General features: G+C 70.5%; 23 protein-coding genes and 1 tRNA gene. 16 read left to right on the top strand and 8 right to left on the bottom strand.

Annotation, left to right across the window (positions count from 1 at the left end; genetic code table 11):
- The first annotated feature begins 90 nt into the window (after positions 1-90).
- The 3 genes from AC2CHE_RS06735 (at position 91) to AC2CHE_RS06725 (ending at position 5,506) form a co-directional block, all read left to right on the top strand.
- Complete coding sequence (locus AC2CHE_RS06735) at positions 91-1,623, top strand: acyl-CoA carboxylase subunit beta (RefSeq protein ID WP_484504058.1); 1,533 nt, start codon at positions 91-93, stop codon at positions 1,621-1,623.
- A gap of 75 nt (positions 1,624-1,698) precedes the next feature.
- Positions 1,699-2,853, top strand: a complete 1,155-nt coding sequence (locus AC2CHE_RS06730) for an acyl-CoA dehydrogenase family protein (RefSeq protein ID WP_484504021.1) — start codon at positions 1,699-1,701, stop codon at positions 2,851-2,853.
- A gap of 169 nt (positions 2,854-3,022) precedes the next feature.
- Positions 3,023-5,506 (top strand): ATP-binding protein, encoded by a 2,484-nt coding sequence (locus AC2CHE_RS06725; protein WP_484504020.1) that lies wholly within the window; start codon positions 3,023-3,025, stop codon positions 5,504-5,506.
- A 290-nt stretch (positions 5,507-5,796) separates the two neighbouring features.
- Here AC2CHE_RS06725 and AC2CHE_RS06720 read toward each other — a convergent pair whose 3' ends face one another.
- Complete coding sequence (locus tag AC2CHE_RS06720; protein WP_484504019.1) at positions 5,797-6,348, bottom strand: MarR family winged helix-turn-helix transcriptional regulator; 552 nt, start codon at positions 6,346-6,348, stop codon at positions 5,797-5,799.
- 103 nt (positions 6,349-6,451) lie between these two features.
- Here AC2CHE_RS06720 and AC2CHE_RS06715 point away from each other — a divergent pair, with 103 nt between their 5' ends.
- Both AC2CHE_RS06715 and AC2CHE_RS06710 read left to right on the top strand, forming a co-directional pair.
- The gene (locus AC2CHE_RS06715; protein WP_484504018.1) at positions 6,452-7,033 is read left to right on the top strand and encodes a YceI family protein; all 582 of its coding nucleotides are present in this window, start codon (positions 6,452-6,454) and stop codon (positions 7,031-7,033) included.
- A gap of 225 nt (positions 7,034-7,258) precedes the next feature.
- Entirely contained in the window at positions 7,259-8,737 is a 1,479-nt protein-coding gene (locus AC2CHE_RS06710) for a glutamate-cysteine ligase family protein (RefSeq protein WP_484504017.1), read from the top strand.
- Between the two features lie 70 nt (positions 8,738-8,807).
- On the opposite strand, the gene AC2CHE_RS06705 is transcribed toward AC2CHE_RS06710, so the two are convergent.
- On the bottom strand, positions 8,808-10,241 hold the full coding sequence (locus AC2CHE_RS06705) for a hypothetical protein (protein ID WP_484504016.1): 1,434 nt from the start codon (positions 10,239-10,241) through the stop codon (positions 8,808-8,810).
- Between the two features lie 121 nt (positions 10,242-10,362).
- On the opposite strand from AC2CHE_RS06705, the gene AC2CHE_RS06700 reads away from it, so the two are divergent.
- Positions 10,363-11,061: a PASTA domain-containing protein gene (locus AC2CHE_RS06700; RefSeq protein WP_484504015.1), complete on the top strand. Its 699-nt coding sequence runs from the start codon at positions 10,363-10,365 to the stop codon at positions 11,059-11,061.
- A gap of 99 nt (positions 11,062-11,160) precedes the next feature.
- The gene (locus AC2CHE_RS06695; RefSeq protein WP_484504014.1) at positions 11,161-12,012 is read left to right on the top strand and encodes a PASTA domain-containing protein; all 852 of its coding nucleotides are present in this window, start codon (positions 11,161-11,163) and stop codon (positions 12,010-12,012) included.
- A 9-nt stretch (positions 12,013-12,021) separates the two neighbouring features.
- Here AC2CHE_RS06695 and AC2CHE_RS06690 read toward each other — a convergent pair whose 3' ends face one another.
- Positions 12,022-12,471, bottom strand: a complete 450-nt coding sequence (locus tag AC2CHE_RS06690; RefSeq protein WP_484504013.1) for a hypothetical protein — start codon at positions 12,469-12,471, stop codon at positions 12,022-12,024.
- A 110-nt stretch (positions 12,472-12,581) separates the two neighbouring features.
- Positions 12,582-12,869, bottom strand: a complete 288-nt coding sequence (locus AC2CHE_RS06685; RefSeq protein ID WP_484504012.1) for a hypothetical protein — start codon at positions 12,867-12,869, stop codon at positions 12,582-12,584.
- A 449-nt stretch (positions 12,870-13,318) separates the two neighbouring features.
- On the opposite strand from AC2CHE_RS06685, the gene AC2CHE_RS06680 reads away from it, so the two are divergent.
- The 3 genes from AC2CHE_RS06680 (at position 13,319) to AC2CHE_RS06670 (ending at position 15,019) form a co-directional block, all read left to right on the top strand.
- On the top strand, positions 13,319-14,194 hold the full coding sequence (locus AC2CHE_RS06680) for a helix-turn-helix domain-containing protein (protein WP_484504011.1): 876 nt from the start codon (positions 13,319-13,321) through the stop codon (positions 14,192-14,194).
- Positions 14,170-14,391 (top strand): DUF397 domain-containing protein, encoded by a 222-nt coding sequence (locus AC2CHE_RS06675; protein ID WP_099848313.1) that lies wholly within the window; start codon positions 14,170-14,172, stop codon positions 14,389-14,391. Before AC2CHE_RS06680 ends, AC2CHE_RS06675 begins: the two co-directional genes overlap by 25 nt.
- A gap of 223 nt (positions 14,392-14,614) precedes the next feature.
- On the top strand, positions 14,615-15,019 hold the full coding sequence (locus AC2CHE_RS06670) for a hypothetical protein (protein ID WP_484504010.1): 405 nt from the start codon (positions 14,615-14,617) through the stop codon (positions 15,017-15,019).
- Here AC2CHE_RS06670 and AC2CHE_RS06665 read toward each other — a convergent pair.
- Positions 14,984-15,586, bottom strand: a complete 603-nt coding sequence (locus tag AC2CHE_RS06665) for a hypothetical protein (protein WP_484504009.1) — start codon at positions 15,584-15,586, stop codon at positions 14,984-14,986. The genes AC2CHE_RS06670 and AC2CHE_RS06665 overlap by 36 nt on opposite strands.
- Before the next feature lie 221 nt (positions 15,587-15,807).
- Here AC2CHE_RS06665 and AC2CHE_RS06660 point away from each other — a divergent pair, with 221 nt between their 5' ends.
- Positions 15,808-17,682 (top strand): S8 family peptidase, encoded by a 1,875-nt coding sequence (locus AC2CHE_RS06660; protein WP_484504008.1) that lies wholly within the window; start codon positions 15,808-15,810, stop codon positions 17,680-17,682.
- A 57-nt stretch (positions 17,683-17,739) separates the two neighbouring features.
- Here AC2CHE_RS06660 and AC2CHE_RS06655 read toward each other — a convergent pair whose 3' ends face one another.
- The 3 genes from AC2CHE_RS06655 to AC2CHE_RS06645 all read right to left on the bottom strand — a co-directional run bounded on the left by AC2CHE_RS06655 (position 17,740) and on the right by AC2CHE_RS06645 (position 19,800).
- Entirely contained in the window at positions 17,740-18,537 is a 798-nt protein-coding gene (locus AC2CHE_RS06655) for a WecB/TagA/CpsF family glycosyltransferase (RefSeq protein WP_484504007.1), read from the bottom strand.
- Positions 18,534-19,649, bottom strand: a complete 1,116-nt coding sequence (locus AC2CHE_RS06650; protein ID WP_484504006.1) for an NAD-dependent epimerase/dehydratase family protein — start codon at positions 19,647-19,649, stop codon at positions 18,534-18,536. Before AC2CHE_RS06650 ends, AC2CHE_RS06655 begins: the two co-directional genes overlap by 4 nt.
- Positions 19,650-19,714: 65 nt before the next feature.
- Positions 19,715-19,800: transfer RNA gene (locus AC2CHE_RS06645), tRNA-Leu, on the bottom strand.
- Between the two features lie 231 nt (positions 19,801-20,031).
- Between AC2CHE_RS06645 and AC2CHE_RS06640 the strand changes: the two genes are divergently transcribed.
- Genes AC2CHE_RS06640 through AC2CHE_RS06620 form a run of 5 tightly spaced genes read left to right on the top strand, consistent with a single transcriptional unit; the run spans position 20,032 to position 25,824 of the window.
- Entirely contained in the window at positions 20,032-20,841 is an 810-nt protein-coding gene (locus tag AC2CHE_RS06640; RefSeq protein WP_093409193.1) for an FHA domain-containing protein, read from the top strand.
- A gap of 6 nt (positions 20,842-20,847) precedes the next feature.
- Complete coding sequence (locus AC2CHE_RS06635; protein WP_484504005.1) at positions 20,848-21,336, top strand: FHA domain-containing protein FhaB/FipA; 489 nt, start codon at positions 20,848-20,850, stop codon at positions 21,334-21,336.
- Entirely contained in the window at positions 21,333-22,808 is a 1,476-nt protein-coding gene (locus tag AC2CHE_RS06630; RefSeq protein ID WP_484504004.1) for a PP2C family protein-serine/threonine phosphatase, read from the top strand. The genes AC2CHE_RS06635 and AC2CHE_RS06630 overlap by 4 nt, the downstream gene beginning before the upstream one ends.
- Before the next feature lie 26 nt (positions 22,809-22,834).
- Positions 22,835-24,322, top strand: coding sequence for an FtsW/RodA/SpoVE family cell cycle protein (locus tag AC2CHE_RS06625; protein WP_484504003.1), 1,488 nt, complete (start codon positions 22,835-22,837; stop codon positions 24,320-24,322).
- Positions 24,319-25,824, top strand: coding sequence for a peptidoglycan D,D-transpeptidase FtsI family protein (locus tag AC2CHE_RS06620; RefSeq protein ID WP_484504002.1), 1,506 nt, complete (start codon positions 24,319-24,321; stop codon positions 25,822-25,824). Before AC2CHE_RS06625 ends, AC2CHE_RS06620 begins: the two co-directional genes overlap by 4 nt.

Below are 25,824 nucleotides of genomic sequence, written 5' to 3'. Positions count from 1 at the left end.
CGCTAACCTCATGATCAACAATGGGGTTTCCGGGGTGGGTGGGGGTGGGGTAGCCTAACGATCGTTCAGGTGCTTGGGGTGGGGGGCGTGGTGACGGTTGACGGTGAGGCGCTGGAGCAGCTGCGCAAGCGGGTTCAGGCCGGTGGCGCGGAGAAGTACCACGCGGCGAATGCGGCCAAGGGCAAACTGTTCGCCCGGGAGCGGGTCGCGCTCCTGGTCGACGAGGGCTCCTTCGTCGAGGACGGTCTCTACGCCAACGCGCTGGCCGAGGGCCTGCCGGCCGACGGCGTGGTCACCGGCACCGCCACCGTCGACGGTCGTCAGGTCTGCCTGATGGCCAACGACTCCACCGTCAAGGCCGGTAGCTGGGGTGCCCGCACCGTCGAGAAGATCATCCGGATCATCGAGCGGGCCTACGACACCGGCGTCCCGATGGTCTACCTGGTCGACTCGGCGGGTGCCCGGATCACCGACCAGGTCGACCTGTTCCCCGGGCGACGTGGCGCCGGAAAGATCTTCTGGAACCAGGTCCGCGCCTCCGGCTCCATCCCCCAGGTCTGCGCGCTGTTCGGGCCCAGCGCGGCCGGCGGGGCGTACATTCCGGCGTTCTGCGACGTGGTGGCCATGGTCGAGGGCAACGCCAGCATGTACCTGGGGTCGGACCGGATGGTCGAGATGGTCACCGGCGAGAAGACCACCCTCGAAGCGATGGGCGGGGCGCGGGTGCACTGTGCCGAGTCCGGGGTCGGGCACTTCCTCTGCAAGTCCGAGGCCGAGGCGCTCGACGTGGTGAAGCGCTACCTGTCGTACCTGCCGGCGAACTGGACGCAGCAGCCGCCCGCCGCCCCGGCCGTCGAGGCACCGGCAAAGACCGACCTCGCCGCGCTGGTGCCGGCGAGCGAGCGGCAGGCGTTCGACATGCGGCGGTACGTCAAGGGCCTGCTCGACGAGGACTCCTTCTTCGAGATCCAGGCCCTCTGGGCCAAGGAGTTGACCATCGGCTTAGGCCGACTCAACGGCGAGGTCGTCGGCGTGGTCGGCAACAACTCGATGTTCAAGGGCGGGGTGCTCTTCGTCGACTCGGCGGACAAGGCGACCCGGTTCGTGCAGCTCTGCGACGCGTTCAACGTGCCCCTGCTGTTCCTGAGCGACGTGCCCGGCTTCATGGTCGGCAGCGCGGTGGAGAAGCAGGGCATCATCCGGCACGGCGCAAAGATGATCACCGCGATCTCCGAGGCGACCGTACCCAAGATCTGTGTGGTGGTGCGCAAGGCGTACGGTGCCGGCCTCTACGCCATGGCCGGGCCGGGCTTCGAGCCGGACGCCACCATCGCGCTGCCCACCGCCAAGATCGCCGTGATGGGTGCGGAGGCCGCGGTGAACGCCGTGTACGCCAACAAGATCGCGGCCATCGAGGACGAGGCCGAGCGGGCGGCGTTCGTCGTCGCCCGACGCGAGGAGTACGAGCGGGACATCGACATCGTCCGGCTCGCCAGCGAGCTGGTGGTCGACGCGATCGTGGAGCCGCAGCAGCTACGCGCCGAGCTGGTGCGCCGGTTCGCCGCAGCCCGGGGCAAGCAGCGGCATTTCTCCCGGCGACGGCACGGCGTCACTCCCGTCTGAGCCGTCCGGCAGCAGCACGATCCCGCTCCGGCGTCACGAGCGCCCGGCGGGCCCGTCCACACAGGAGGAAACCCGATGGACTTCCGGCTCACCGAGGAGCACGAGGCGCTGCGCGACAGCGTGCGGGACTTCGCCCGCGAGGTGGTCGCGCCGGTCATCGCCGAGCACTACGAGCAGCACACGTTCCCGTACGAGATCATCCGTCAGATGGGCAAGACGGGCCTGTTCGGCCTGCCCTTCGCCGAGGAGCACGGCGGCATGGGCGGTGACTACTTCGCTCTCTGCCTGGCCCTGGAGGAGCTGGCCCGGGTCGACTCCAGCGTGGCGATCACCCTGGAGGCGGCGGTCTCGTTGGGCGCGATGCCGATCTACCGGTTCGGCACCGACGAGCAGCGGGCGCGGTGGCTGCCCCGGTTGCTCAGCGGCGAGGCGCTCGCCGGGTTCGGGCTGACCGAGCCGGGCTTCGGCTCGGACGCGGGGGGCACCGAGACCCGGGCGGTGCTGGACGAGGCGACCGGCGAATGGGTCATCAACGGCTCGAAGGCGTTCATCACCAACTCCGGCACCGACATCACCGCCCTGGTCACCGTCACCGCCGTCACCGGCACCCGGCCGGACGGCACGAAGGAGTTGTCCTCGATCATCGTGCCCAGCGGGACGCCCGGCTTCACCGTCGCGCCCGGCTACTCCAAGGTCGGCTGGACGGCCTCGGACACCCACGAGCTGAACTTCGACGACTGCCGGGTCCCGGCGGAGAACCTGCTCGGCGAGCGTGGTCGCGGCTTCGCCCAGTTCCTGCACATCCTCGACGAGGGCCGGATCGCCATCGCCGCGCTGGCCGTCGGCCTCGCCCAGGGTTGTGTCGACGAGTCGATCAAGTACGCGAAGGAGCGGCACGCCTTCGGTCAACCGATCGGCAACTACCAGGCGATCCAGTTCAAGATCGCCGACATGGAGGCGAAGGCGTACACCGCTCGGCTCGCCTACTACGACGCCGCTGCCCGCCTGCTGGCCGGCGAGCCGTTCAAGCGGCAGGCGGCGATCGCCAAGCTACACGCGAGCACCATCGCGGTCGACAACGCCCGGGAGGCGACGCAGATCCACGGCGGGTACGGCTTCATGAACGAGTACCCGGTGGCCCGGTTCTGGCGGGACTCCAAGATCCTGGAGATCGGCGAGGGCACCTCCGAGGTGCAGCGCATGATCATCGCCCGCGATTTGGGGATGTGAACCGACCGGATCGGCGGGACACGTCGGGTGGCCAGCCGGTTGGCGAACATCGATGGCGGTTCGGTGCGGGACGGCTGCCGATCGGCGGTTGTCAGGTTTCGGTCCGGCATCGTCGGGTGGCCGACGATCCCGTGTCCGGTGTCGGGCCTGGGCCGTATTGTCCGTGCCCATGGCTCCCGGTCATGATCGTCGATCCGGTCCGCCGCACGCCGGTCTGCCGGAGCTGCTGCGGGCGCACCGGCTGGCGGCCGGCGCGACCCAGGCTGAGCTGGCGGCCCGTGCCGGCGTCGGGGTGCGGACGGTCCGTGACCTGGAACGTGGCCGTTCCACCCGGCCACAACGGACCACCGTCGAGCTGCTCGCCGGGGCGCTCGGGCTGACCGACTCCGTCCGCGCGGCGTTTCTGGCCGCCGCCCGGGGCACCAGCCCGGCGACCGTCCGGCCCGAGGTCGGTACGCCGCTGGGGCTGCCGCCGCCACCGGAACTGATCGGCCGGGAGCGCGACATCACCGAGCTGGCCGCCCTGTTGAACGATCCACGCGGTCCCCGGGTGGTGAGCCTGGTGGGGTTGGCCGGCGTCGGCAAGACCGCCCTGGCGTTGGCGGCGGTCCACGCGGCCGCGCCCACCCACTCCGGCGGTGTCGCCGGGGTGCTGATCGGCGCCGGGTCGGACGCGGCCGACGTGCACGCCGCCGTCATGACGGTGTTCGGCGTGGCCCGGGACACCGAGTTGGCCGCGCGGCTCGGTGACCGGCGGGCGCTGCTGCTGGTGGACGCGGTGGAGCGGGCGCCCGATCCGGTGGCCGGCACCCTGCGGCGGCTCGTCGGCGCGGTGCCGTCGCTGCGGGTGCTGGTCACCGGCCGGCATCCGGTCGGCCTACCGAGCGAGTGGGTGCGCCCGGTGTCGCCGTTGGAGGTGCCGCCACCGGGCGACACCGACCCGGCCACCCTCGCCGGATATCCGGCGGTCGCCCTGTTCACCTCGCGACTGGCCCAGGTGCGGCGGGAACCGCCGGCCGACGCCGAGTTGCCCGCGCTGGCCGCACTGGTACGCCGCCTGGGTGGGCTGCCGCTGGCGATCGAACTGATGGCGGCGCGCGGGCGGCTGCTCGATCTCACCGAACTGTTGGACCGGTACGGCGACCGGGTGTTGGATCTGGACACCTCGGCCGCCACGCACAGTGGTTGGGAGGCGCGGCCACGGGGTGATGATGCCCGCACGGCGGTGGTGGAGACCCTGCGCGACGCGGTGGCCACCAGTTACCGGCTGCTCGCCGCCGGGGACCGGGCGGCGCTGCGTCAGCTCGCCGCGTTCGGCAACCGGTGGTCGGTGGAGTTGGCCGAGGAGATGCTCGCCGGCAGCGGCGTCGATCCGGTGCCGCTGCTGAACCGCTTCCTCGATCTCGGGCTGCTGAGCGTGCGGGGTGGTGGCTCGTTCCGGTTCCGACTCGTCGACGCAGTTCGGGACTACGCCGTCGAGCAGGCGTCCGGTGCCGGCGAGTCGACGGTGATCCGACGTCGGCACGCTCGGGTGGTGACCCGGCTGGTGGAGCGAACCGCGTCGGGGTTGACGGGTGCCGGTGCCGGTGCCGCCGCGCACCGTCTCGACGAGGTCACCGGCGACATCAGCTCCGCGTTGGCGTACGCGGCGGTCGACGACCCCATGACCGCGTTACGCCTCGCGGTGAGCCTGCCCCGGTGGTGGCGGTTACGGGGGCGGGACGTCGTCGGCCGGCAGTGGCTGCTGCGCCTGCTGGCCGATCCGCGTACCGCCGATGCCGATTCGGCTCTGCGCGCATGGGCCGCAGTCGGTGTGGCGATGCTCGCGGGCGAGCACGGCGCGGGCGCAACGGAGCTGTCCACAGCCCGCGCGGCGTTGGCAGAGTTCCGTCGGCTCGGTGACGTGCCGGGCGAACTGGAGGCGCGGGCGGTCCTCGGCGTCCTGCTGGCCGCGACCGGACGGCCGGGCCAGGCACGGGAGCAGGCGGAGGCGGTACTGGCCCTGGCCACCGAGCATGGCCTGACCCGCCAGCTGGCGGTCGCGCAGCATCAGCTGGCGTGGCACGAGATCAGGCTCGGTGACCTGACCACGGCTCGTCGCCGGCTGGCGGTGGTGGACCGGCTCGGTGGTCAGTGCGCGGAACAGCGGCTGCGGGTGCTGGCTCGGGGCACCGTCGCGGAGGTGTTCCGCCTGGAGGGACGGTACGCCGACGCGACCGACGAGGCTCGCCGGGTGTTGACGGCCTCCGGCGACCTGGGCACCCCGCGCGGCCGGCGGCAGGTGCTGGGGACGCTGGGGCTGGCCCTCGCCCAGGACGGTCGGGCGACCGAGGCCGCCGAGGTGCTCGCCGAGCTGCGTCCACTCGACGGCACCGGCGCACTGATCGAGGGTCATCTGGCGCTGCATCGTGGGGACCGGGAGGTCGCGGCGGAGTGGTTCACGGCCGCAGCGGAGCCGGACGAGACCGGTCGGGACCGACGCACGGTCGTGGAGGCTCTGGTGGGGCTGGCGGCGAGTACCTCGGACGCGAGTGTGCTCGATCGGCTGGAAATGGCCTGCCGTGAGGGCGGCATCCGGCTGCTGGAGCACGAGGAGGAACTGCTCTACGTGCTGTCGGTGACCCGGCACGGCCCGACAGCCCAGGGCCGGTGATGCGGCCCGTCGGTGGCGGGGACGGGGTCGGCGCGGGCGAGGAAGCCCCCTGTTGCCACCCCTCGCTCATCGCCCGCGCCGGTGCCCCCGCTCCCCCCGCCGCTGCGAGACTAGCGATGCGCAGTCGGTCCGTCTGCCGGGTTTGGTCGGGTATCACCTATTGAATCGGTGGTTCTGCCGGTGGTTCTGCCGGTGCCGTGACGCTCGGCTGTTGCTGTGTGCACCCAGGGTCCGCAGAGCGGTTGAGGAGCGACGGCAACCGCTGGCGCAACGCGATGGGGTGGGATGCCTCAGTGGCCCGGTTGGCTGCGTGGCGCGGGTGACCTCCCTTCCTTCTCGTCGCACCCGGCCGGGAGCTCGCCCGGTGCGACGGAGCGGCTGCCGGCGGTCGCGCAGGGATGTACGGCGTCGCGTACCCGGCGCAGGCCGTCGAGCAGTGCGGCCAGCGCAGCCGGGTCGAGTTGCCCGGTGAACCAGTCCTCGATGAGCTGAAGGTGCCCGGGCAGGCTCTCGTCGAGCCGGCGCAGGCCGGTCGGCGTCACGACCGCGTACGAGCTGCGTCTGTCGGAGGGGCAGGCGCGGCGGGTGATCAACCCGTCGCGCTCCATTCGGTCCACCACCCGGGTCACGCCGCTGGTGGACAGTGAGGTCTGGGCGGCAAGATCGGTCATCCGCAGCTGGTTGGCGGGTGACCGGGCGAGCCTGGTCAGCACCTCGAACTCGACCGATGACAGGCCGTGCTCATCCAGCTGGGCGGCGAATCGTGCGGCCAGCCCGGCGTGCACCTCGAAGAGCAGGCCGACGGCCGTGATTCGAGGGTCGTCGAACGTGTTCGCTTCCACCAGTCCATCGTACCAATACTTGACGGAAGGAATATTGCCGAGTCTATAGTTGCTGAGGCAGCCGTTGGGCTACAAAACAATATCTCCCGGAGGGCAGTCTCTCATGACCAGCAGCACCGAGCCGGTTACCCGCGAGTGGAACGGCCTCACCATCCCGGCGGCCGGCACCTACCTGCTGGATGCGGCGCACAAGCGGGTCGGCTTCGTCGCCCGGCACATGATGGTGAGCAAGGTTCGTGGCGAGTTCACGGACGCGAGCGCCACCGTCACCGTTGCCGAGGAACCGCTGGAGTCCACGGTCTCCGCCACCATCCAGGCCGCCAGCGTCAACACCGGCCAAGCGGATCGGGACGCGCACCTGCGCAGCCCCGAGTTCCTCGACGCGGAGAAGTTCGCCACGCTGGAGTACCGCAGCACCGGCGTGAAGTCGCAGGAGGGCAACGAGTTCGTCCTGACCGGCGAATTGACCATCAGGGACGTGACCCGTCCGGTCGACCTCAAGGTCGAGTTCGAGGGTGCCGGCCGCAGCCCGTTCGGCCAGGAGCTCTTCGGTTTCTCGGCGACCACCGAAATCGACCGTGAGGACTTCGGTCTGACCTGGAACGTGGCCCTGGAGTCCGGCGGCGTTCTGGTCGGCAGGAAGGTCAAGATCGAGATCGAGGGCGAGGCCATCCGGCAGTCCTGATCCGTTCTGATCCGTACACCACGACAGGCCCGCGCCCGCACCGCGCGGGCCTGTCGGCTGTCCGGGTACCTCCCCCGCTACGCGGACGCTGGCGGCCGCCATGACGGGTGGACTGCGGCAATGGACCGATCTTCGGGGCGGCTCGGCTCAACGCTCCCAGCGAGTATGGTTCACAGTGCGCTGCGGAGCGGCACCGTTCCGTGGCGTCGCGCGCCGGGAGGAAACATGGGCAGGGACGTCGATCGAGCCGCCTTCTCCCGTGAGGATCGAGTCCGGTACCGGCAGAAGGTCCGGCGCTGCCTCGACGTGTTCGCGCTCATGCTGGACGACTTCGGCTTCGACGCCGACCGGCCGATGACCGGGTTGGAAATCGAGCTCAACCTGGTCGACCCGGCCGCCGAACCGGCCATGCGCAACGAGGAGATCCTCGCCGTGATCGCCGACCCGTTGTTTCAGACCGAGCTCGGGCAGTTCAACCTGGAACTCAACGCCAACCCACGGCTGATCTCCGGCACCGGGTTCGCCGACTACGAGCGTGACCTCCGCGCCAGCCTGAACCGGGCCAACGAACGCGCCGGGCGGTCGGACACCCGGATCGTTCTGGTCGGCATCCTGCCCACCTTGAACGAGCGACACCTGGTTGCGGACAACCTCTCCACGAACGAGCGTTACCGGGTGCTCAACGACCAGATCGTCGGGGCCCGCGGTGAGGACATCGAGCTCGACATCCGGGGCGTCGAGCGACTGCGTACCCATAACGACTCCATCGCGCCCGAGGCGGCCTGCACTAGCCTCCAGTTCCACCTGCAGGTGGCGCCGGACAGCTTCGCCGACTACTGGAACGCCTCCCAGGCGATTGCCGCCGCCCAGGTGGCAGTGGGTGCCAACTCGCCGTTCCTCTACGATCGGCAGCTCTGGGCGGAGACTCGCATCGCCCTGTTCGAGCAGGCCACCGACACCCGGCCGGACGAGCTGAAGGCCCAGGGCGTACGGCCCCGGGTCTGGTTCGGTGAGCGGTGGATAACCTCGATCTTCGACCTGTTCGAGGAGAACGTCCGCTACTTCCCGCCCCTGCTGCCGATCTGTGAGAGCGAGGACCCGGTGGAGGTCCTGCACGCCGGCGGCGTTCCCGAACTGGCCGAGCTGCGGCTGCACAACGGCACCGTCTACCGGTGGAACCGGCCCGTGTACGACATCATGAACGGCCGTCCGCACCTGCGGGTGGAGAACCGGGTGTTACCGGCCGGGCCGACCGTGGTCGACATGCTGGCCAACGCCGCCTTCTACTTCGGGCTGGTCCGGGGCATGGCGGAGGCCGACCGGCCGATCTGGAGCCAGCTCACCTTCAGCTCGGCCGAGGAGAACTTCCACGCGGCCGCCCGCCGGGGCATGGGGGCGGTCCTGCACTGGCCACGGCTGGGCGATGTGCCGGTGACCACGCTGGTGCTCGACACGCTGCTGCCGCTCGCCGCCGCCGGCCTCGACGGCTTCGGCGTCGCCGCCGCCGACCGGGACCGGTTGCTCGGCATCATCGAGCAACGCTGTCGTACCGGGCGCAACGGGGCGACCTGGCAGACCGCCACCGTCTGGGCCGCCGAGCGGCACCTGGGCCTGGACCGTCGGGCCGCGCTGCACCACATGCTCCAGCGGTACGCGGAGCTGCAGTACACCAACGAGCCGGTGCACACCTGGCCGCTCGACTGAGCGAAGCGGCAACCTCGCCGGATCTGGTGCGGAATCGCCGCCGGTGGGCCGTTTAGCACCAAGATCCGGACTAGCGACCGCGCTGCCGGGGACGGCCGCGGCGGTGCCCGCCCTCGGGTGTCTCTTCGCTGCCGGAAGACGCCTCGGACGGCGAGGACCCGGATTTCCCACCCACCTCCGCCGGCCTTTCCGGCTGTTCTGCCGAGGGCTGTGCCGCCGGTTTCGGTGCTGCCGGTTTCGGTGCTGCCGGGTTGACCGCTGCCGGTTTCGGTGTGGTTCCCGCCGATGCGGTTCCCTTCCGGGTCGCCGTCACCTCGCCGGACACCGTCTGGTCGAGCCGGTCGGCGGCCGTCGCGGACCGCGTGGCTCTCGCCGCGGATCGCGTGGCAACCGCCGGGGACAGCGGGGCACCCGCCCCGGACGGCTCGGCGTCCGGCGCGTGCCGGTTGCCGGCATCCGGTTCGGACCCGGGCGTGTGCTGGTCGGAGTCACCGATCCGTTGCCGGGGCACGGTCGGGGCCGCGTCGGGGCCGCTCGACCGGCGGGCCGCCAGCCGAGCGGCTCGCTGGGCCAGCGCCGCCACCAGGACCGACCCGCCGATGCCTACGATCACCGCGTACGGGGCGGTGAGATGTGCGGACACCTGTTCCGGGCTGATCGCGGTGAGCCTCGGTACGGCCAGGAAGTACGCGATGGCCACCAGCAGCGGCCCGGCGGCACCGGAGGCGGTCGCACCGACCCGCCGCTCGGTCGCCCGGACACCGCGCCGGGCAGCCAGCGCGCCGATCACCAGTGCTGAACCGAGCGACAGGACCGCGCCCGGCCAGTAGAAGTAGTCCCGGACCCAGAACTGGTCGTTGTCCGAGCTGAGTTGCCAGATCCCGAGCTGCGCGGTGGTCAGCCCGCGACCGGCGAGCACCGAGTCGACCACGGCGATGACCGCGAGCAGCCAGAGCCAGCCGGCGGTGGCGATGACGTTGGTGGCGGCGGCGCGGCAACGCAGCGCCCAGACCGCCACGAGCATGCCGATCAGTACGCCGACCGCCGTGTAACCGGCGGCCATGTCCCGGGGGGACGGCGTGTCCGGCACCACCGCGACCCGGGCCGGCACGGCGACCAGCAACACCGTGATCAGCGCGCCCAGGCCGGCGGCCAGGGCCAGCGCGATTCCCCACAGTCCGCCACCGTCCTGCTTGACGGTCACGGACGGAAGCTCATCGGAGGCGGGCGGCCCGTCGGCCACCGTCGCCGGGTCGGACGGGGATGCGGCCCGGCGACGGTCGTGCAGCCGTTGCGCGCAGACCGCACCGAAGATGGTCGACGTGGCTGCGATCCAGGTTGCCCAGATCAGGCTCGCCACCCAGGCCGCCGTGCCGGCGGTCGCCTCAGGGAGCGCCCAGTTGAGAATGCCCAGGCCGTATCCGAAGCCCAGTTGGGCGGCACCGGCACCGGCTGCCACGCCGGCCGCGGTGGCGATCGATCCTCCCCAGCCCTGTCTGGCCATGCCGGGCAGCGTAACGTCCTGTGGTCGGTGCGGCGAGTCGTGCGCGGCATCTACCGGCGACGGTTACGGACAGTGCTTGGCCCCGGTCGCTACGGTCGCGGGTGATGAGGCGGTGGGCGGGATGACGGACGGGAACACGGGCGGGCAGCCGGGGCGCGATGACACCGGCTCAGACCGGACGAGGCTGATCATCGGCGGCGGGGCCGCCGCCGTACTGCTCGCGATCATCGGCGCGACCGGTGGCTGGGTGCTCGCCGGTGACCAGGTGAAGCCGGGCCCGGTGTCGTCCGGCGTGACCGGCTCCCCGACCCCCGCCGTACCGACCTCGCCACCTGCGGATCGGCCGACGCCGACCACCCCGACCACCCCGACCAGGCCGAGCAGCAGCCCCAGCCGCAGCCCGTCGCGGCCGGCCGGACTCACCGTCCCGGACCTGATCGGCGCAAACTTCGAGGAAGCCAGGGAGGAACTGCGGGAACTGGGCCTGGGCTGGCAACTCGTCTTCGGTAGCGGCGACAGTTCCAGCGTGCGCAGTACCGATCCGGCCCCGGGTACGCCGGTGCGGCGCGGTGTCACCGTCAAGATCAACGTAGCCGGGGCGGCCCCGCCGAACGAGGTGCCCGACTTGACCGGTGAGACGTGCGACGAGGCGGGGGACGAGCTCGTCGATGAGGGATTCTCCCCCCGCTATCCCAACGGACGCTCCGGCACGGTCACGTCGCAGCAACCGCCGGGCGGCACGGTCGGCAGGTGGAACGACGTGGTCCAGATCTGGTGCGGCACACCGCCGAGTGCGGACCCGAGCGCACCGGCAGCGTGACGCGCACCCGACACGCTGGTGTCGGCCGATGACCGGCGGAACCGCTAGGTTGATCGTCGAGGGGCCTGGTGCCCGCCCGGTCGGCGGAAAGGACGTGCCGTGAGCGACGACCGCCAGCAGTCGACCGACGGGCAACCGGACGACCGGAGCCGTCCGACACCGCGATCCGGGGACCACCCGGACGAGACCGCGCCGCTGCAGCGCGCTCCCGACGCGACCGCGCCGATGGACCGGGTGGCCGGTGAGTCGGGGACGCCGGCCGACGCGACCGCACCGATCGGCCGTACGCCGGACGAGACCGCGCCGCTGGACCGGGCCGCCGTGGAGCCGGCGGACGCGACCGCGCAGCTGCCACCGAATCGGCATTCCGGATCGGTGGCCTGGTCGGGGCGCGCGGAGGTGCCGTCGGTTCGGCCGGGGGTGGACCGCGAGCTGACCGGCGGTGACTGGTACGCCGACGAGCAGCCGGGCCGCCCGTGGTGGCTGCCGATCCTCTGGGGCGTCCTGCTGCTGCTCCTGCTCGGCCTGATCGGGGGTGGGTTCTGGCTGGCCCGTCAGGGGCTGAACGACGACGGCCCGGCACCGGAGTCGCCCTCACCGACCACCCAGGCCCCGCCGACCACGGCGTCGCCGTCGCCGACCACCGAGTCCCCGTCAGCGGCGCCGACGACGAGCGCCGCGCCGGCCGAGGTGCCGGTACCGCCGCTGGTGGGTCTGCCGGAGGCCGCGGCACGGGCCGCGCTGGACGGGCTCGACCTCGATTATCGGGTGGAGTACCGCCCGTCGGACCAGCCGGAGGGGACCGTCATCGCCACCGATCCGGAGGCCGGTGAGTTGGTGGAGGTGGACGACGAGGTTCAGCTGGTGGTGGCTGCTGCCAGCCCAAGTCCGTCGCCGACCACGGGTGAGCCGACCACCGAGCCGACCGCCTCGGCGAGCCCCACGGAGTGATCGCCCGACTCACCACATCCGGCGTCTGGTGCCGACCAGTCCGAGGCCGGCGAGGGAGATCGCCAGCCCGAACACCCCGGACCAGAACAGCGAGCGGCTGAGTTCCTCCCGGCTGTGATCACCTGTGGCCCTGGCCGGCGCCTCCTGGCCCGACGGGTACGAGGGCCGTCCGGAGTCGCTGTCGGACCCCGCCGGATCGTCGATCGTCTGGTCGAAGAAGCCGTCACGGGCGAAGGCGTCCCAGACGTCGTCGGCGGTGACGTCCGGCTCGACCGGCTCGCTCTCCAAGACAGTTATCTCCGGGGCCGGCACGGGCTCGGCCAGCCGGGTGGACGACAGTGCCGGATCCCGGCCCAGCACCACCAGGGTGGTGACGGCACCGAGAAGCGCCAGGAGTCCGAACGTGTGGGCGATGCGGGACCGGCGTGGCTCCCGTGCGAACAGATTGACCATGGCCATCCCAGGTTCGGGGTCCGGGAGGCGCGGGGTCGAAACATGCCGGGGTGGGCATACCGATTCTATGTCGGCGGCATGCCCACCGAATCCCTTTCACCTGACGTCGGTGAAGCTCAGTGCACCCGAACCGGCGTCCGGACGGACGGTCGGCGGGCCGAGCGCACGGTGTGCGGACGCGGCTGCGGGGCGGCCTGGACCTGCCGCAGCCCGGCCCGTTGGACGAAGATCGACCGACGGTTGACCGCGTCCCCCGCCGCGTTCAACTCGTAGCCCTCAAGCCAGAGCCAGCCGTCGTAGGTGGGCCGGTCCAGCACCCGGATCACCCGGAACAGGATGGGTTTGAGGAACTGGACACTCGCCGCGCGTGTCACGTGCAGTACGTCACCGGAGCGGGGAAGCACATGGGCTCCTGGAAGGTTCGGCCGGCGGGGAAGGGCCGGCAAGGATGGGGGTTTCTGCTGGCTCCGGCTACGAGGTCGTGTCTCGGGGGGCCGGTGCCCTTGTCCGTCAATAGGGAGCTGCTGGTGGCGAAGCTCCTGCCCGGCGCCCCGCCGCTCCACGGCATTGATCACGCATGGAGACGGATCGGAGACGGTCAGTAACCCGGGTCATACGGACAGAGTGCATCAGGAGTGTGCCTCATGCAAGTTGCACGTCGACTTTTGCCGATACGTGAGCGGCTTGCGAAACGGCGCTTGAACGCGCCGCCACCCGGGCGGCACACTGGGGGCCGGTTTCGCCCGCCGCGGCCGGCCGACGACCGGGACACCCCACGCCGCGAACGCTTGCCCGGAGGATCGCGCCGTGGGCGGGCGGTCAGCGGGGCGCGTCGAAGCGGAGAGGTGACACGGTGAGCGAGCGGCGCAGCCCGACCATCCGGCGGCGCCGGCTCGGCGCAGAACTGCGCCGCCAGCGCGAGGCCGCCAGGATCACCATCGAGGCCGTGGCCGAGCAGTTGGAATGCTCGGCTTCCAAGATCTCGCGTATCGAGACGGGGCACACCACCGCGACTCCCCGGGACGTGCGGGACATGCTCCGGATCTACGGCGTGGTCGGTGCCGAGAGCGACGAACTGGTGCAGATCGCCCGCGAGGCGCGGCAGAAGGGCTGGTGGCACCCCTACAGCACGGTGCTGGTCGGGGCGTACGTGGGCCTGGAGGCGGCGGCCAGTTCGATTCGCGCGTACGAGCAGCAGGTGGTGCCGGGACTGCTGGAGACCGAGGACTACGCCAGCGCGATGATCCGCGCGGCCCGCCCCGATTTCAGCCCGGAGCAGGTACAACAACGGGTGCGTGTCCGACTCGGTCGTCAGTCGTTGTTGACCCAGGATGATCCGGTCGATCTGTGGGTGGTGCTCGATGAAGCGGTGTTGAGCCGTCCGGTGGGCGGGGATGCGGTCATGCGTGACCAGCTCAGCCGGTTGGTGGAGGTGGCACAGCTGCCGAACGTGACGCTTCAGGTCCTGCCGTTCGAGGTGGGAGCGCACGCCGGCATGGACGGCACCTTCACGATCCTCAGCTTCCCCGAACCCGGTGATCCGGATGTCGTGTACGCGGAGAACGCCACGGGTGGGCTCTTCCTGGAGAAGAGCGACGAGCTACAGAAGTACAGCTTCATCTTCGATCACATTCGAGCAGCGGCCAAGCGTCCGGAGGAGTCCGTCGAGTACATCGTGAGACTGGCAGAGGAGCCGTTGTGGAAGTGGCGACGCAAGGATTCTCCGTGAACCTGACGCAGGCGACATGGTTCAAGAGCTCGAAGAGCGGGCCGAACTGTGACAACTGCGTTGAGGTGGCGTACGTGACCGGGGCGGTCGGCGTCCGGGACTCGAAGGACAAGGCCGGACCGGCCCTGGTCTTCGCGCCCGGTGACTGGCACGCTTTCGTCGCCAGCACCAGGGACGGCGCGTTCCCCCGGGCCTGACGCCCGGGGACGGTGACGACGGATCCCCGCTCGGCCATCGGCCGAGCGGGGATCCGCTGTTTGTGACCCGCCCGCAGTTGTCGGGCGTCGGCGGTGCGGCCCGTAGACGGCGTGCTCCGCCGGCTGCCGTCGCCACATCCTGCCCGTGTCGTTGTACCTCTCGGTACGCGCTGGTCGACATCCCCCCGGCAGGGCGGGTAACCGAGCGAGGCAGGCGAGACGGATGACGAGTATCGGGTCGGAGAACCTCACCAACGGACCGGGAAAGCCGGAACGGTTCGGCGGCAAGTATCGCGGGGCCCGGCGGGACACCGTGCTGACCGAGGTGGTGTCGGCGGAGACCGAGCACGCGGGCCGGGAGCACCCGACGGTGACGGAATCGTCGTCGCCGCTCACCCTGCCGTCGCTGGATCCGAATCCGCTGACCGAGCCGTCCTTTCCGGCCGGCGGCTGGTCGACGGTCGACGACGGGTCGCTCGTGGACCATCCACTGCTGCGCGGCCTGTTGATGGAGCTGCCGCCGAAGGGCAGCGTGCCGCCACCCGGCTGGCTCGACCGCTGGTTCGAGGCGACCAGGGCGATCCTGGAACTGCTATACGTGCAGGGCGCCGGCGGTCGGGCGCGGTGACGACACCCGCTCGGGCATGGCCTGCTCGGCGAACCGGTTGTGCCGCAACGCGTGGCGTATGCCGATCGCAGCGACGGCAAGCGTCGCGATGGTGATCGCCGGCCCCGTTGCCGAGGGCCCGAGAAACTGGCCGGCACCGCTCGCCACGATGACGGCCGGCAGCAGTCCCAGACCGGTCACCTGTAACGGCAGTCCGATCAACGGGTGGGCGGCGGCGGCCCGCAGTCCGTGCGGGGCCGGTGTCCCGACGGCACCGGCCAGCGCGCCGGCCCCGGCCCACAACCGGCGCAACCGGCGCACCGTGCAGCCGGCCACCAGCAGGGCGGGCAGGGCGGCGAGGGTCAGCCCCTCGGCGGCTCGATCCGCCAGAGTCGGTCCGACGGAGACCAGCCCGGCGATCGGCAGAGCCATCGTCAGAGCGAGCCCGGTCAGCGTCAGCGCGAGCAGCCGGCCAGATTGACGGCGCAGCTCGCGCGCGTGGCTCAGGCGGGGTAGCCCGTCCGCGAGGTATCCGGCGGTCCACCAGACGGCGGCGACCGGGAGCAGGAGGGCGAGATGACTCTGCATGTCCAGCAGCCTTGCCCGATTTCCGGCCCGCCGAATCCGGGTCCGTCCCCCGTTCCTCCCGTACCCGTCCCCCGTAGGGGAACCATCTCGCCAGTGTTATGAGGGATTCGACATGTTTAACTGTCCGCACACATCCAACTACCCTCACCGTCGTCGGCGTTCATCGATCTATCTGCCACGAGCAGGTGGACGGCCGATGCCGACCCGAGGGAGGTAGGAAGATGGCTCTTCCACAGAGATCCGTGCTCGTCGGTCTAGCCGCACTGGCCATGGTGGCGGCGGCCACGCCGGCCATGGCGGCCGAGCCGGTCGGCACCGTCCGAAGCGCCGGCGGCGCAACCGCCGTCAAGGACAGCTACATCGTCGTGTTCAAGGACAGCGAAGTCAGCCGTACGGCCGTCGGCTCCTCCGTGGACCGGCTGCTGCGCCGGCACGGCGGTGCCACGGCCCGGACCTACAGCGCGGCCGTCCGTGGCGCCGAGGTGCGCGTCAGTGCGCGGGCCGCGGCGCGGATCGCGGCGGACCCGGCCGTCGCGTACGTCGAGCAGAACCACGTCGTGTCCCTCGCGGGCACCCAGACGAACCCCCCGTCCTGGGGCCTGGACCGGATCGACCAGCGGAACCTGCCGCTGAACAGCTCGTACACCTATCCCAACACGGCCACGAACGTGACCTCGTACGTCATCGACACCGGCATCCGGACCACCCACTCGGACTTCGGCGGTCGGGCGATCTGGGGCACCAACACGGTGGACAGCAACAACACCGACTGCAACGGCCACGGCAGCCACGTGGCCGGCACGGTCGGTGGCTCGTCGTACGGCGTGGCCAAGGCGACCCGCCTGGTGGCGGTCAAGGTGCTGAACTGCTCCGGCAGCGGCACCAACGCCGGTGTCATCGCCGGCATCGACTGGGTCACCGCCAACGCGGTGAAGCCGGCCGTGGCCAACATGAGCCTCGGTGGCGGGGCCAACACCGCGGTCGACAACGCGGTCACCAACTCCATCAACTCCGGCGTCACGTACGCCGTGGCCGCCGGTAACGGCAACGCCCTCGGTCAGCGGCAGAACGCCTGCAACTACTCGCCGGCCCGAGCCGCGGCGGCGATCACCGTCGGCGCCACCCAGAGCAACGACGCCGCCGCCAGCTTCTCCAACTACGGCACCTGTGTGGACATCCTCGCCCCCGGCGTCAGCATCACCTCCGCCTGGCACACCAGCGACAGCGCGACGAACACCATCAGCGGCACCTCGATGGCCTCGCCGCACGTCGCCGGTGCCGCGGCACTGGTGCTCTCGGCCAACGCGTCGTGGACGCCGCAGCAGGTCCGGGACTACCTGGTCAGCAACTCCACCCCGAACGTGATCTCGAATGTCGGCACGGGAACCCCGAACCAGCTGCTCTACGTGGTGAACAGCAGCACCCCACCGCCGACCAACGACTTCTCGGTCTCGGTTTCGCCGACCTCCGGCTCGGTCACGGCGGGCAGCTCGGCGACCGCCACCGTGTCCACCGCGACCACCAACGGCTCCGCCCAGTCGGTCAGCCTTTCGGCCAGCGGCCTGCCGTCCGGGGCGACCGCCTCGTTCAGCCCGGCCGCCGTCACCTCGGGCGGCTCGTCCACGCTGACCATCAGCACCTCGGCCAGCACGCCGGCCGGCACGTACACCGTGACCGTCACCGGCACCGCAGCCTCCGGCACCAGGAGCGCGACGTACTCGCTGACGGTGACCGGTGGCAGCGGCGGTGGCTGCTCCGGGACCAACGGCACGGACGTGTCGATCCCGGACTCGGGCTCGGCGGTGACCAGCTCGATCACGATCTCCGGCTGCAACCGGAACGCCGCGTCGAGCTCGACCGTCGCGGTGAACATCGTGCACACCTACCGTGGTGACCTGGTCATCGACCTGCTCGCTCCGGACGGTTCGTCCTACCGGCTGAAGAACAGCAGCATCTTCGACGGCACGGACAACGTGAACACCACCTACACGGTGAACCTGTCCAGCGAGGCGGCGAACGGCACCTGGCGTCTCCAGGTCCGTGACGTCTACGGCGGTGACACCGGCTACATCAACACCTGGACGCTGACTCTCTGACAGTCCGCTACGGCAACGGGCCCCGGCGCTACGCCGGGGCCCGTCTGCTGTGCCCGTTCAGACCGCGAACGTGGTCGGCCGTTCGGTGGCCGGCGCGGGCGGGCGGGCGTTCCACAGCCCGGTCTTCTGCGCGAACAGGCGACCCAGGTACGCGGGGTTGAGGATCACGTAGCGCCGCCACAGGCGCTTGGGTTCCAGGCCGAGACGCCAGAACCACTCCAACCCGGCGCGCTGCATCCACGGTGGCGGCTGGCGCAACAACCCGGCGTGGTAGTCGAAGGCCGCGCCGACCGCCATCAGCGGCATGTCCAGCAGCGGGCGCATCGCGTACGCGAAAATCTCCTGGCGGGGGCAGCCGAGCCCGACCAGTACCAACCGGGCACCGCTGGCCTTGATCCGGTCGGCGATCTCGACGTCCTCGCCGGGCTGCACGCCGCGGAACTTGGACGCTTCCACCCCGGCGATCTTCAGTGCCGGGAACATCCGCTCCAGCGCCGGGATCAGCCGGTTGAGGGTCTCCTCGGTCGAGCCGTACAGGTAGACCGGCAGCCCTTCGTCGGCGAAGCGGGACAGCACGTGCAAGGTCAGCGTCGGCCCGTAGACCCGATCGGCGAGCCCGGCACGGTGCAGCAGGTTCAGTGCCCAGCGCACCGGCTGACCGTCCGGGGTCACCACGTCGAAGGAGTTGAGCCGGGCGTTGTGCGCCCGGTCCAGCACGCCGGTCATCACGCCATGCACGGCCAGCGCGGTCAGCGCCAACGGCCGGCGTTCCTGCGCGGCGGCCACCACCTGTTCGGTGGCCTCGGCGTAGTCGGTCGCATCGACCAGGACACCGAGCACGTTCTTCTTGGTCATGCTCCCGGCACCCACTTGTCCACGTTGGCCTCGTAGATCTCTCGCATGATCATTGGTACGTCGTACACCTGCTTCCAGCCCGGGTAGTCGGCCTGGAACGCCTCGTTGGAGCCGATCCACCACTTGTGGTCGCCGATCCGGTTGGCCTCGACGTACTCGGTGATCATCTCCTGGCCGGTGATCTGCTCGGCCAGCGTGAACGCCTCCCGGTTGGAGGTGTTCGAGTGTCGGCCGCCGCCGAGGTTGTAGACGGCGGCCGAGCGGGGGTTGCGGAAGAACGCCTCGAACGCGGAGACCACGTCCGAGCTGTGGATGGCGTCGCGGACCTGCTTGCCCTGGTAGCCGAAGATCTTGTAGGTGCGGCGCTCCATGTTGGCCCGCATCACGTAACCGAGGAAACCGTGCAACTCGGTCGCCGAGTGCGCCGGTCCGGTGAGCGTTCCGCCCCGGAAGCAGGCCGTCTTCATGCCGAAGTAGCGGCCGTACTCCTGCACCATGACGTCCGCCGCGACCTTGGAGGCGCCGAAGATCGAGTGCAGGCAGGCGTCGATCGACATGTCCTCCCGGATGCCCTGCTCGTACGGGTGGCCCGGCTCGATCTCCCAGCGGGTCTCCAGCTCCACCAGGGGCAGGCTGTTCGGCCGGTCGCCGTACACCTTGTTGGTGGAGCAGTGGATGACCGGAGCGTCGATGCAGTGTTCCCGGACGTTCTGCAGGACGTTGAGCGTGCCGGCGGCGTTGACGTCGAAGTCGGTGAACGGGTCACGCACCGCCCAGTCGTGCGAGGGCTGCGCGGCGGTGTGGATCACCACGGCCACGTCCCGACCGTACCGGGAGAACAGGACGCCGAGCGCCGCCCGGTCGCGGATGTCGATGCTGTGGTGGGAGTACGCCGCACCGAGCTCGTCGGTCAACCGGCGGACATTCCAGGCGGTGGACGCCTCCTCGCCGAAGAATTCCTGCCGCATGTCGTTGTCGATGCCGACGACGTCGAGACCGAGGCCGGCGAAATGCCGGACCGCCTCGGAGCCGATCAGCCCGCCCGACCCGGTCACGAATGCGACAGTCACACGCCACTCCTGGTGCGTCGGAGGCAGAAACCATGGGAGCATAGCGTGACATCCGGCACGCCCCGGACATGGAGCGAGGGCCCCGCGTCTCGCGGAGCCCTCGGCTGTGGTGGGGAAGGGGGGAGTTGAACCCCCACGTCCTTTCGGACACACGGACCTGAACCGTGCGCGTCTGCCATTCCGCCACTTCCCCGTGGCTCAGACCTCGGGCGAGCGTGGTCTGAGCCGGACGCCGCCGGTGACCGGCGGGCCTCGGTCATCCTACGTGACCTTGGTCTGCTGCCGCGAATGGCTTTCGCTGCTCGCAGCGGTTACCGTTCGTGGCGGACGAAAGAGTAGCACGACGATCAGAAGCCGTCCGAACGGGCCGTGGCCTGCCAGCCGAGCGGCGTGTGAGCTGCGTGCGCTCTGGACGGATACCATCATGTCCTCGGGACCCGAGGAGGAGCCGGTGAGCGTGCTGCAACGCTTCGAGAAGCGTCTGGAAGGCCTGGTCGAAGGGGCCTTCGCCAAGGTCTTCAAAGGGGTGGTCCACCCCGTGGAGATCCTCAACGCCATGCAGCGGGAGGCCGAGGCACACAAGGCCATCCTCGCTGGTGGGCGCACGTTGGTGCCCAACCGCTACGTGATCGATCTCTCCCCGTACGACCACAGTCGGCTGGCGCCGTACGCCGCCGCGCTGGCCCAGGAACTGGCCCAGTCGCAGGCGGAGTTCATCGGCGAGCAGGCCTGGACGGTCTACGGAGACGTGATCGTCGAGATCGAGCGCGGTGAAGGACTCGACACCGGCATGTTCCGGGTCACCGCGGAGGTCTACACCGGTGGCGAGGTAGCCCCGGTCTCGGCGCCCGGCTATGACGCCGGTCCGCCCGGATACGACGCCGGCCCGCCCGGCTACCCGTCCTACGACCAGGGTGGTGGCTACGGCCCACCGCCGGGTCACGGCGGTGGGCGCAACATCCGGCTGGTCTCCGGCGACGGCCGCACCTACCCGCTACAGATGGGCTCGACCGTGATCGGTCGTGGCGACCAGGCCAACCTGCGCCTGCCGGACGTCGGCATCTCCCGGCGACACGCCCGGCTGGACTTCGACGGTGGGCAGGTCGTGCTGACCGATCTCGGCTCGACCAACGGCACCATGGTCAACGGCCAGCGGGTCTCCGCCGTGGCGTTGAACCCCGGTGACATGATCCAGCTCGGTACGACCACTCTGACCTTCCGCGTGGACGGCTGATCCGCCTTGCCGGAACTCGTTATCACCGTTGCCCGGTTCGGATTCCTCGTGCTGCTGTGGATCTTCGTGTTCACGGTGGTCGGCGTCATCCGGCGGGACCTCTTCGCGGGGGCCCGCTCGGGTCGACTGGTGGCCGCGCCCCGGGCGGTGGGCGCGTCGACAGGCCAGGCGACGGCGAAGCCGGCGAAGGCGAAGCGGGGGCGGGCGGCGCACCAGTTGGTGGTGACCGCCGGCCAGTTGGCCGGCACCCGGATCACGCTGGGTGAGGCGCAGATAACTATCGGTCGCGCCGAGGACTCCACCCTCGTCATCACCGACGACTACGCGTCCGCCCGACACGCCCGGCTCGTGCCGCGTGATGGGCAGTGGTTCGTCGAGGACCTGGGTTCGACTAACGGGACGTACCTCGATCGCGCTAAGGTCACCGGACCGACCCCCGTTCCCCTCGGCGTGCCGATTCGAATCGGCCGCACCTCTCTCGAATTACGGCCATGACTCTGACCCTGCGCTATGCGGCCCACAGCGACCGCGGTCTGATCCGAGACGGTAACCAGGACTCCGTCTACGCCGGGCCGCGGCTACTCGCCGTTGCCGACGGCATGGGCGGTATGGCCGCCGGTGACGTCGCCAGCAACATTGTCATCGGTGCCATGGCGCCACTGGACGAGGACGTCCCGGGCAACGCCCTGGTCGACGCGCTCCGCTCCGCCGTGGGCACCGCCAACCAGCAACTCCGCGAGACGGTGGAGGCCAACCCCCAGTTGGAGGGGATGGGCACCACGCTCACCGCGACCCTGTTCTCCGGCAGCAAGCTGGGCATGGTCCACATCGGCGACTCGCGGGCCTACCTGCTGCGCGACGGAGAGTTCGCGCAGATCACCAAGGACGACACCTACGTCCAGATGCTCGTCGACGAGGGTCGGATCAGCCCGGAGGAGGCGAGCAGTCATCCCCAGCGCTCGTTGCTCACCCGGGCCCTGGACGGCCGCGACATCGACCCGGAGTACTCGGTCCGGCAGGTGCTGCCCGGTGACCGGTATCTGATCTGCTCCGACGGGCTCTCCGGCGTGGTCAGTGCGGAGACCATCGCGGAGACGATGCGGGAGTACGCCGACCCGCAGCAGTGTGTCGAGCGGCTCGTCCAGCTCGCCCTGCGCGGTGGCGGTCCGGACAACATCACCGTGATCATCGCCGACGCCACCGACCGGGACATCGTCGAGGCGGCGCCGATCGTCGGCGGGGCGGCGGCCCGCGATCGGGGGATGGCCACCTCGGCGGACGTCTCCACCCCGGCGGCTCGTGCCTCGGCGCTGTCCGCACCCCGATCGGCGACGCCCGACGAGTCCGCCGCGAACGCCGACGACGAGCCCGAGGCGCGCCGTCGTCCACTGCGTACGCTCGCGATGGCGACCGCCCTGTTGGTGATCGTCGGCGGTGGGGTGTTCGCCGGGTGGAGCTACACGCAGCGCCAGTACTACGTGGGCGCGACCGAGGACGGCCAGGTGGCCGTGTTTCGTGGCATCCAGGGACAGATCGCCGGGATGGATCTCTCCGACGTGCACTCCGAGAGCAGCGCACAGTTGGACGACCTCACCCTGGCCGCCCAGGAGCAGGTCAAACAGGGCATCCCGGCCAAGAGCGAGCCGGACGCGGAAAGGCGGCTGGCGGAGCTGACGATGGACAGCCCGACCAACGTGAACCTGAAGCCGATCTGTCCGCCGACACCGAGCCCCACGCCCTCGCTGGTGGGATCGCCGTCCCCGACGCCGAGCGCGCCGACGGGGTCGCCGAGCGTTCCGGCCGGCTCGCCGAGCCAGCTGGGTGGCGTCTCGCCGTCACCGAGCGGCGCAGCGACGGGTAGCCCGACCGCCGCCACCGTCGCAGCTCCGGACAGCACCCCCGACGCGCCCCCCGTCGACACCTTCACGCCCACGGTCGATCCGGCGGCCTGCCGGTCGCCCGAGTAGGCACCGGCTCCCACCCGAGGACGATCGTGACCGCAGCGGCCACCCCGGCATCCTCGCCCGCGACCGCGGGCGAGCGACCCGGCGTACGCATGGCCAGGTCGCGGCGCAACGCCGAGTTGTCGTTGCTGCTGCTGGCGATGGCGTTGGTCGCCGCGTACGGGGCGATGGTCGAGGCGAAGGTGCTCGACACGGTCACCCCGGGCTTCTGGGTGCCGGCCGCCACGCTCACCGCGGTGTTCCTCGGCATGCACCTGGTGATCCGGTTCCTCGCGCCCTTCGCCGATCCGGCGCTGCTGCCGGCGGTGGCCCTGCTCAACGGGCTGGGAGTCGGTTTCCTGCGCCGGCTCGACCTCGCCAAGGCGGCCCCCGAGGAGCGGGCGGACCTGGCCATCTTCGCCGGCACCGGCGGTCGCCAGCTCGCCTGGACGCTGATCTCGGTGGTCCTCGCCGCCGGCCTGCTGGCGCTGATGCGCGACCACCGGTCGATCTCCCGGTACGCGTACACCCTGGGGCTGGCGGGCATCGTGCTGGTCATGCTGCCGGCGGTGCTGCCGGCCAGCATCTCCGAGATCAACGGCGCGAAGCTCTGGGTACGCATCGGCAGTTTCTCGATCCAGCCCGGCGAGTTCGCCAAGCTGGCCCTGCTGGTCTTCTTCGCCTACTACCTGGTGCGCAAGCGCGAGGTGCTGTCGTTGGCGAGCCACCGGTTCCTCGGCATCGACTTTCCGCGCGGGCGTGACCTCGGCCCGGTGGTCGTCGTCTGGGTGATCAGCCTGCTGGTCCTCGTGTTCGAGAAGGACCTGGGCACCTCGCTGCTCTATTTCGGCATGTTCGTGGCCACGGTCTACATCGCCACCGAACGGGTCAGCTGGCTGCTCATCGGCCTGGTCCTCTTCTTCGGCGGCGCCTACCTCGCGTACGTGCTCGGCGAGGCGGTGGGCGGTCCGTTCGCCAACTTCTACCTGCGGGCACAGATCTGGCTCGACCCGTTCGCCCAGCCCTACGACGACGGTTACCAGTTGGTGCAGGGACTGCTCGCACTCGGCTCCGGTGGACTGTTCGGCTCCGGGCCGGGTGGCGGTCAGCCGCTGCTGCTGCCGGAGGTGCAGAACGACTTCATCTTCGCCGGCATCGGTGAGGAGATCGGCCTCTTCGGTCTCTCCGCACTACTGGTGATCTACCTGCTCATCATCGAGCGGGGTCTGCGGGCCGCCCTGGCGGTCCGGGACTCGTTCGGCAAGCTGCTCGCCGGCGGCCTGGCCTTCACCCTCGCGCTCCAGGTCTTCGTGATCGTCGGCGGGATCAGCAAGCTGATCCCGCTGACCGGTCAGACCACCCCGTTCCTCTCCGCCGGTGGCTCCTCGCTGATGGCGAACTGGCTGCTCATCGCGGTGCTGCTGCGCGTCTCCGACGCCGGCCGCCGGCCGGTCGACGGTGCCGGTGGGAAGGTGACCCGCCCCTCCGGGCCGCCCGAGCAGCTGCATGGTGCCCCCACGGAGGTGATCAAGCCGTGAACGCACCGCTGCGTCGGGTCGGCGTCGTCGTCATGGTCCTGTTCGGCCTACTCTTCGCCAACCTGAACTGGATTCAGGCCTACAAGGCCGACGAGTACCGCACCAGCGACTACAACGGGCGGGTCCAGGTCGCCAAGTACGACCGCAAGCGCGGCAACATCGAGGCCGGTGGCACCGCGCTGGCGGTCAGCAAGGAGACCGACGGCGAGCTGAAGTACCGGCGCACCTACCCGGGCGGTGCGAAGTACGCCCACGTGCTCGGGTACGAGCCGGTCAATGGTGCCGCCACCGGTCTGGAGCGCGTCGAGAACGACTTCCTCGCCGGCACCAGCGACCAGCTCATCGTCAACCGGCTGCGGGACATGGTCACCGGCGACACCACCGCCGGTGGAAACGTGCTGCTCACCCTCTCGAAGCGGGCCCAGGACACCGCGTACGACGAGCTGCGCAACAACAACAGGGGCGTGACCAAGGGCGCGGCGATCGCCATCGACCCGGCCACCGGAGCGGCGCAGGCGCTGGTCTCCATGCCCAGCTTCGACCCGAACCCGCTCGCCAGCCACGACACCGACGAGGCAGCCTCCGCGTACAACAAGCTCGACAAGGACCAGGGGCGGCCGTTGCGGAACCGGGCGCTCGGCGAGGTGCTGCCCCCTGGCTCCACCTTCAAGATCGTGACGGCCGCGGCCGCACTGGAGAACGGGATCACCAAGGAGACGAACATCCCGGCCGGGTCGAGCTACACCCCGCCCACCTCAAGCGAGCCGATCGGCAACGCCGCACCGTCGATCTGCCCCGAGTCGCAGGTCACTTTGATGAACGCGGTAACCGAATCCTGCAACACCGGCTTCGCCAAGCTCGGCGGCCGACTCGGTCCCGACGTGCTCAAGGAGAAGGCCCGGCAGTTCGGGTTCGAGCAGGAGGACCTGACCGTCGGCCGGCTCGGCGAGGACGGGTTGACTGTGGAGGCCAGCCGGACGGGCAGCATGGAGAACCCGGACGGCAGCCCCGACCCGGCGGCGCTGGCCCAGTCCTCCATCGGGCAGCGAGACGTGCGGATGACCCCGTTGCAGGGCGCCATGATCGCTGCCGCGGTGGCCAACGGCGGCAGCCAGATGCGGCCGTACCTGGTGCGTCAGCTGCTGGCACCGGACCGCACCACCGTCTATGACACCGCCAACCCACGCGAGCTGCGCCGGCCGGTGAGTGGTCAGGTCGCCGCCGACCTGCGGGACATGATGGTCAGCGTGGTGGAGAACGGCACCGGCCGGAACGCCCGGATCAACGGCTACACCGTCGGCGGCAAGACCGGCACCGCCCAGTCCGCGCCGAACCGCCCCGACCACGGATGGTTCATCGGCTTCGCCCTCGACTCCGACGGCAAGCCGGTCTCCGCCGTCTGCGTCGTTCTGGAGGAGGCCGGCAGCGGCGGCAGCGCCGAGGCGGCCCGGATCGCCGGTCAGATCATGCGGGCCGCCATCGCCGAACCCGGAGGGCGCTGA

It is taken from the genome of Micromonospora sp. ATLC16 (assembly GCF_057196645.1).
This window is presented reverse-complemented; position numbering and strand designations above follow the sequence as displayed.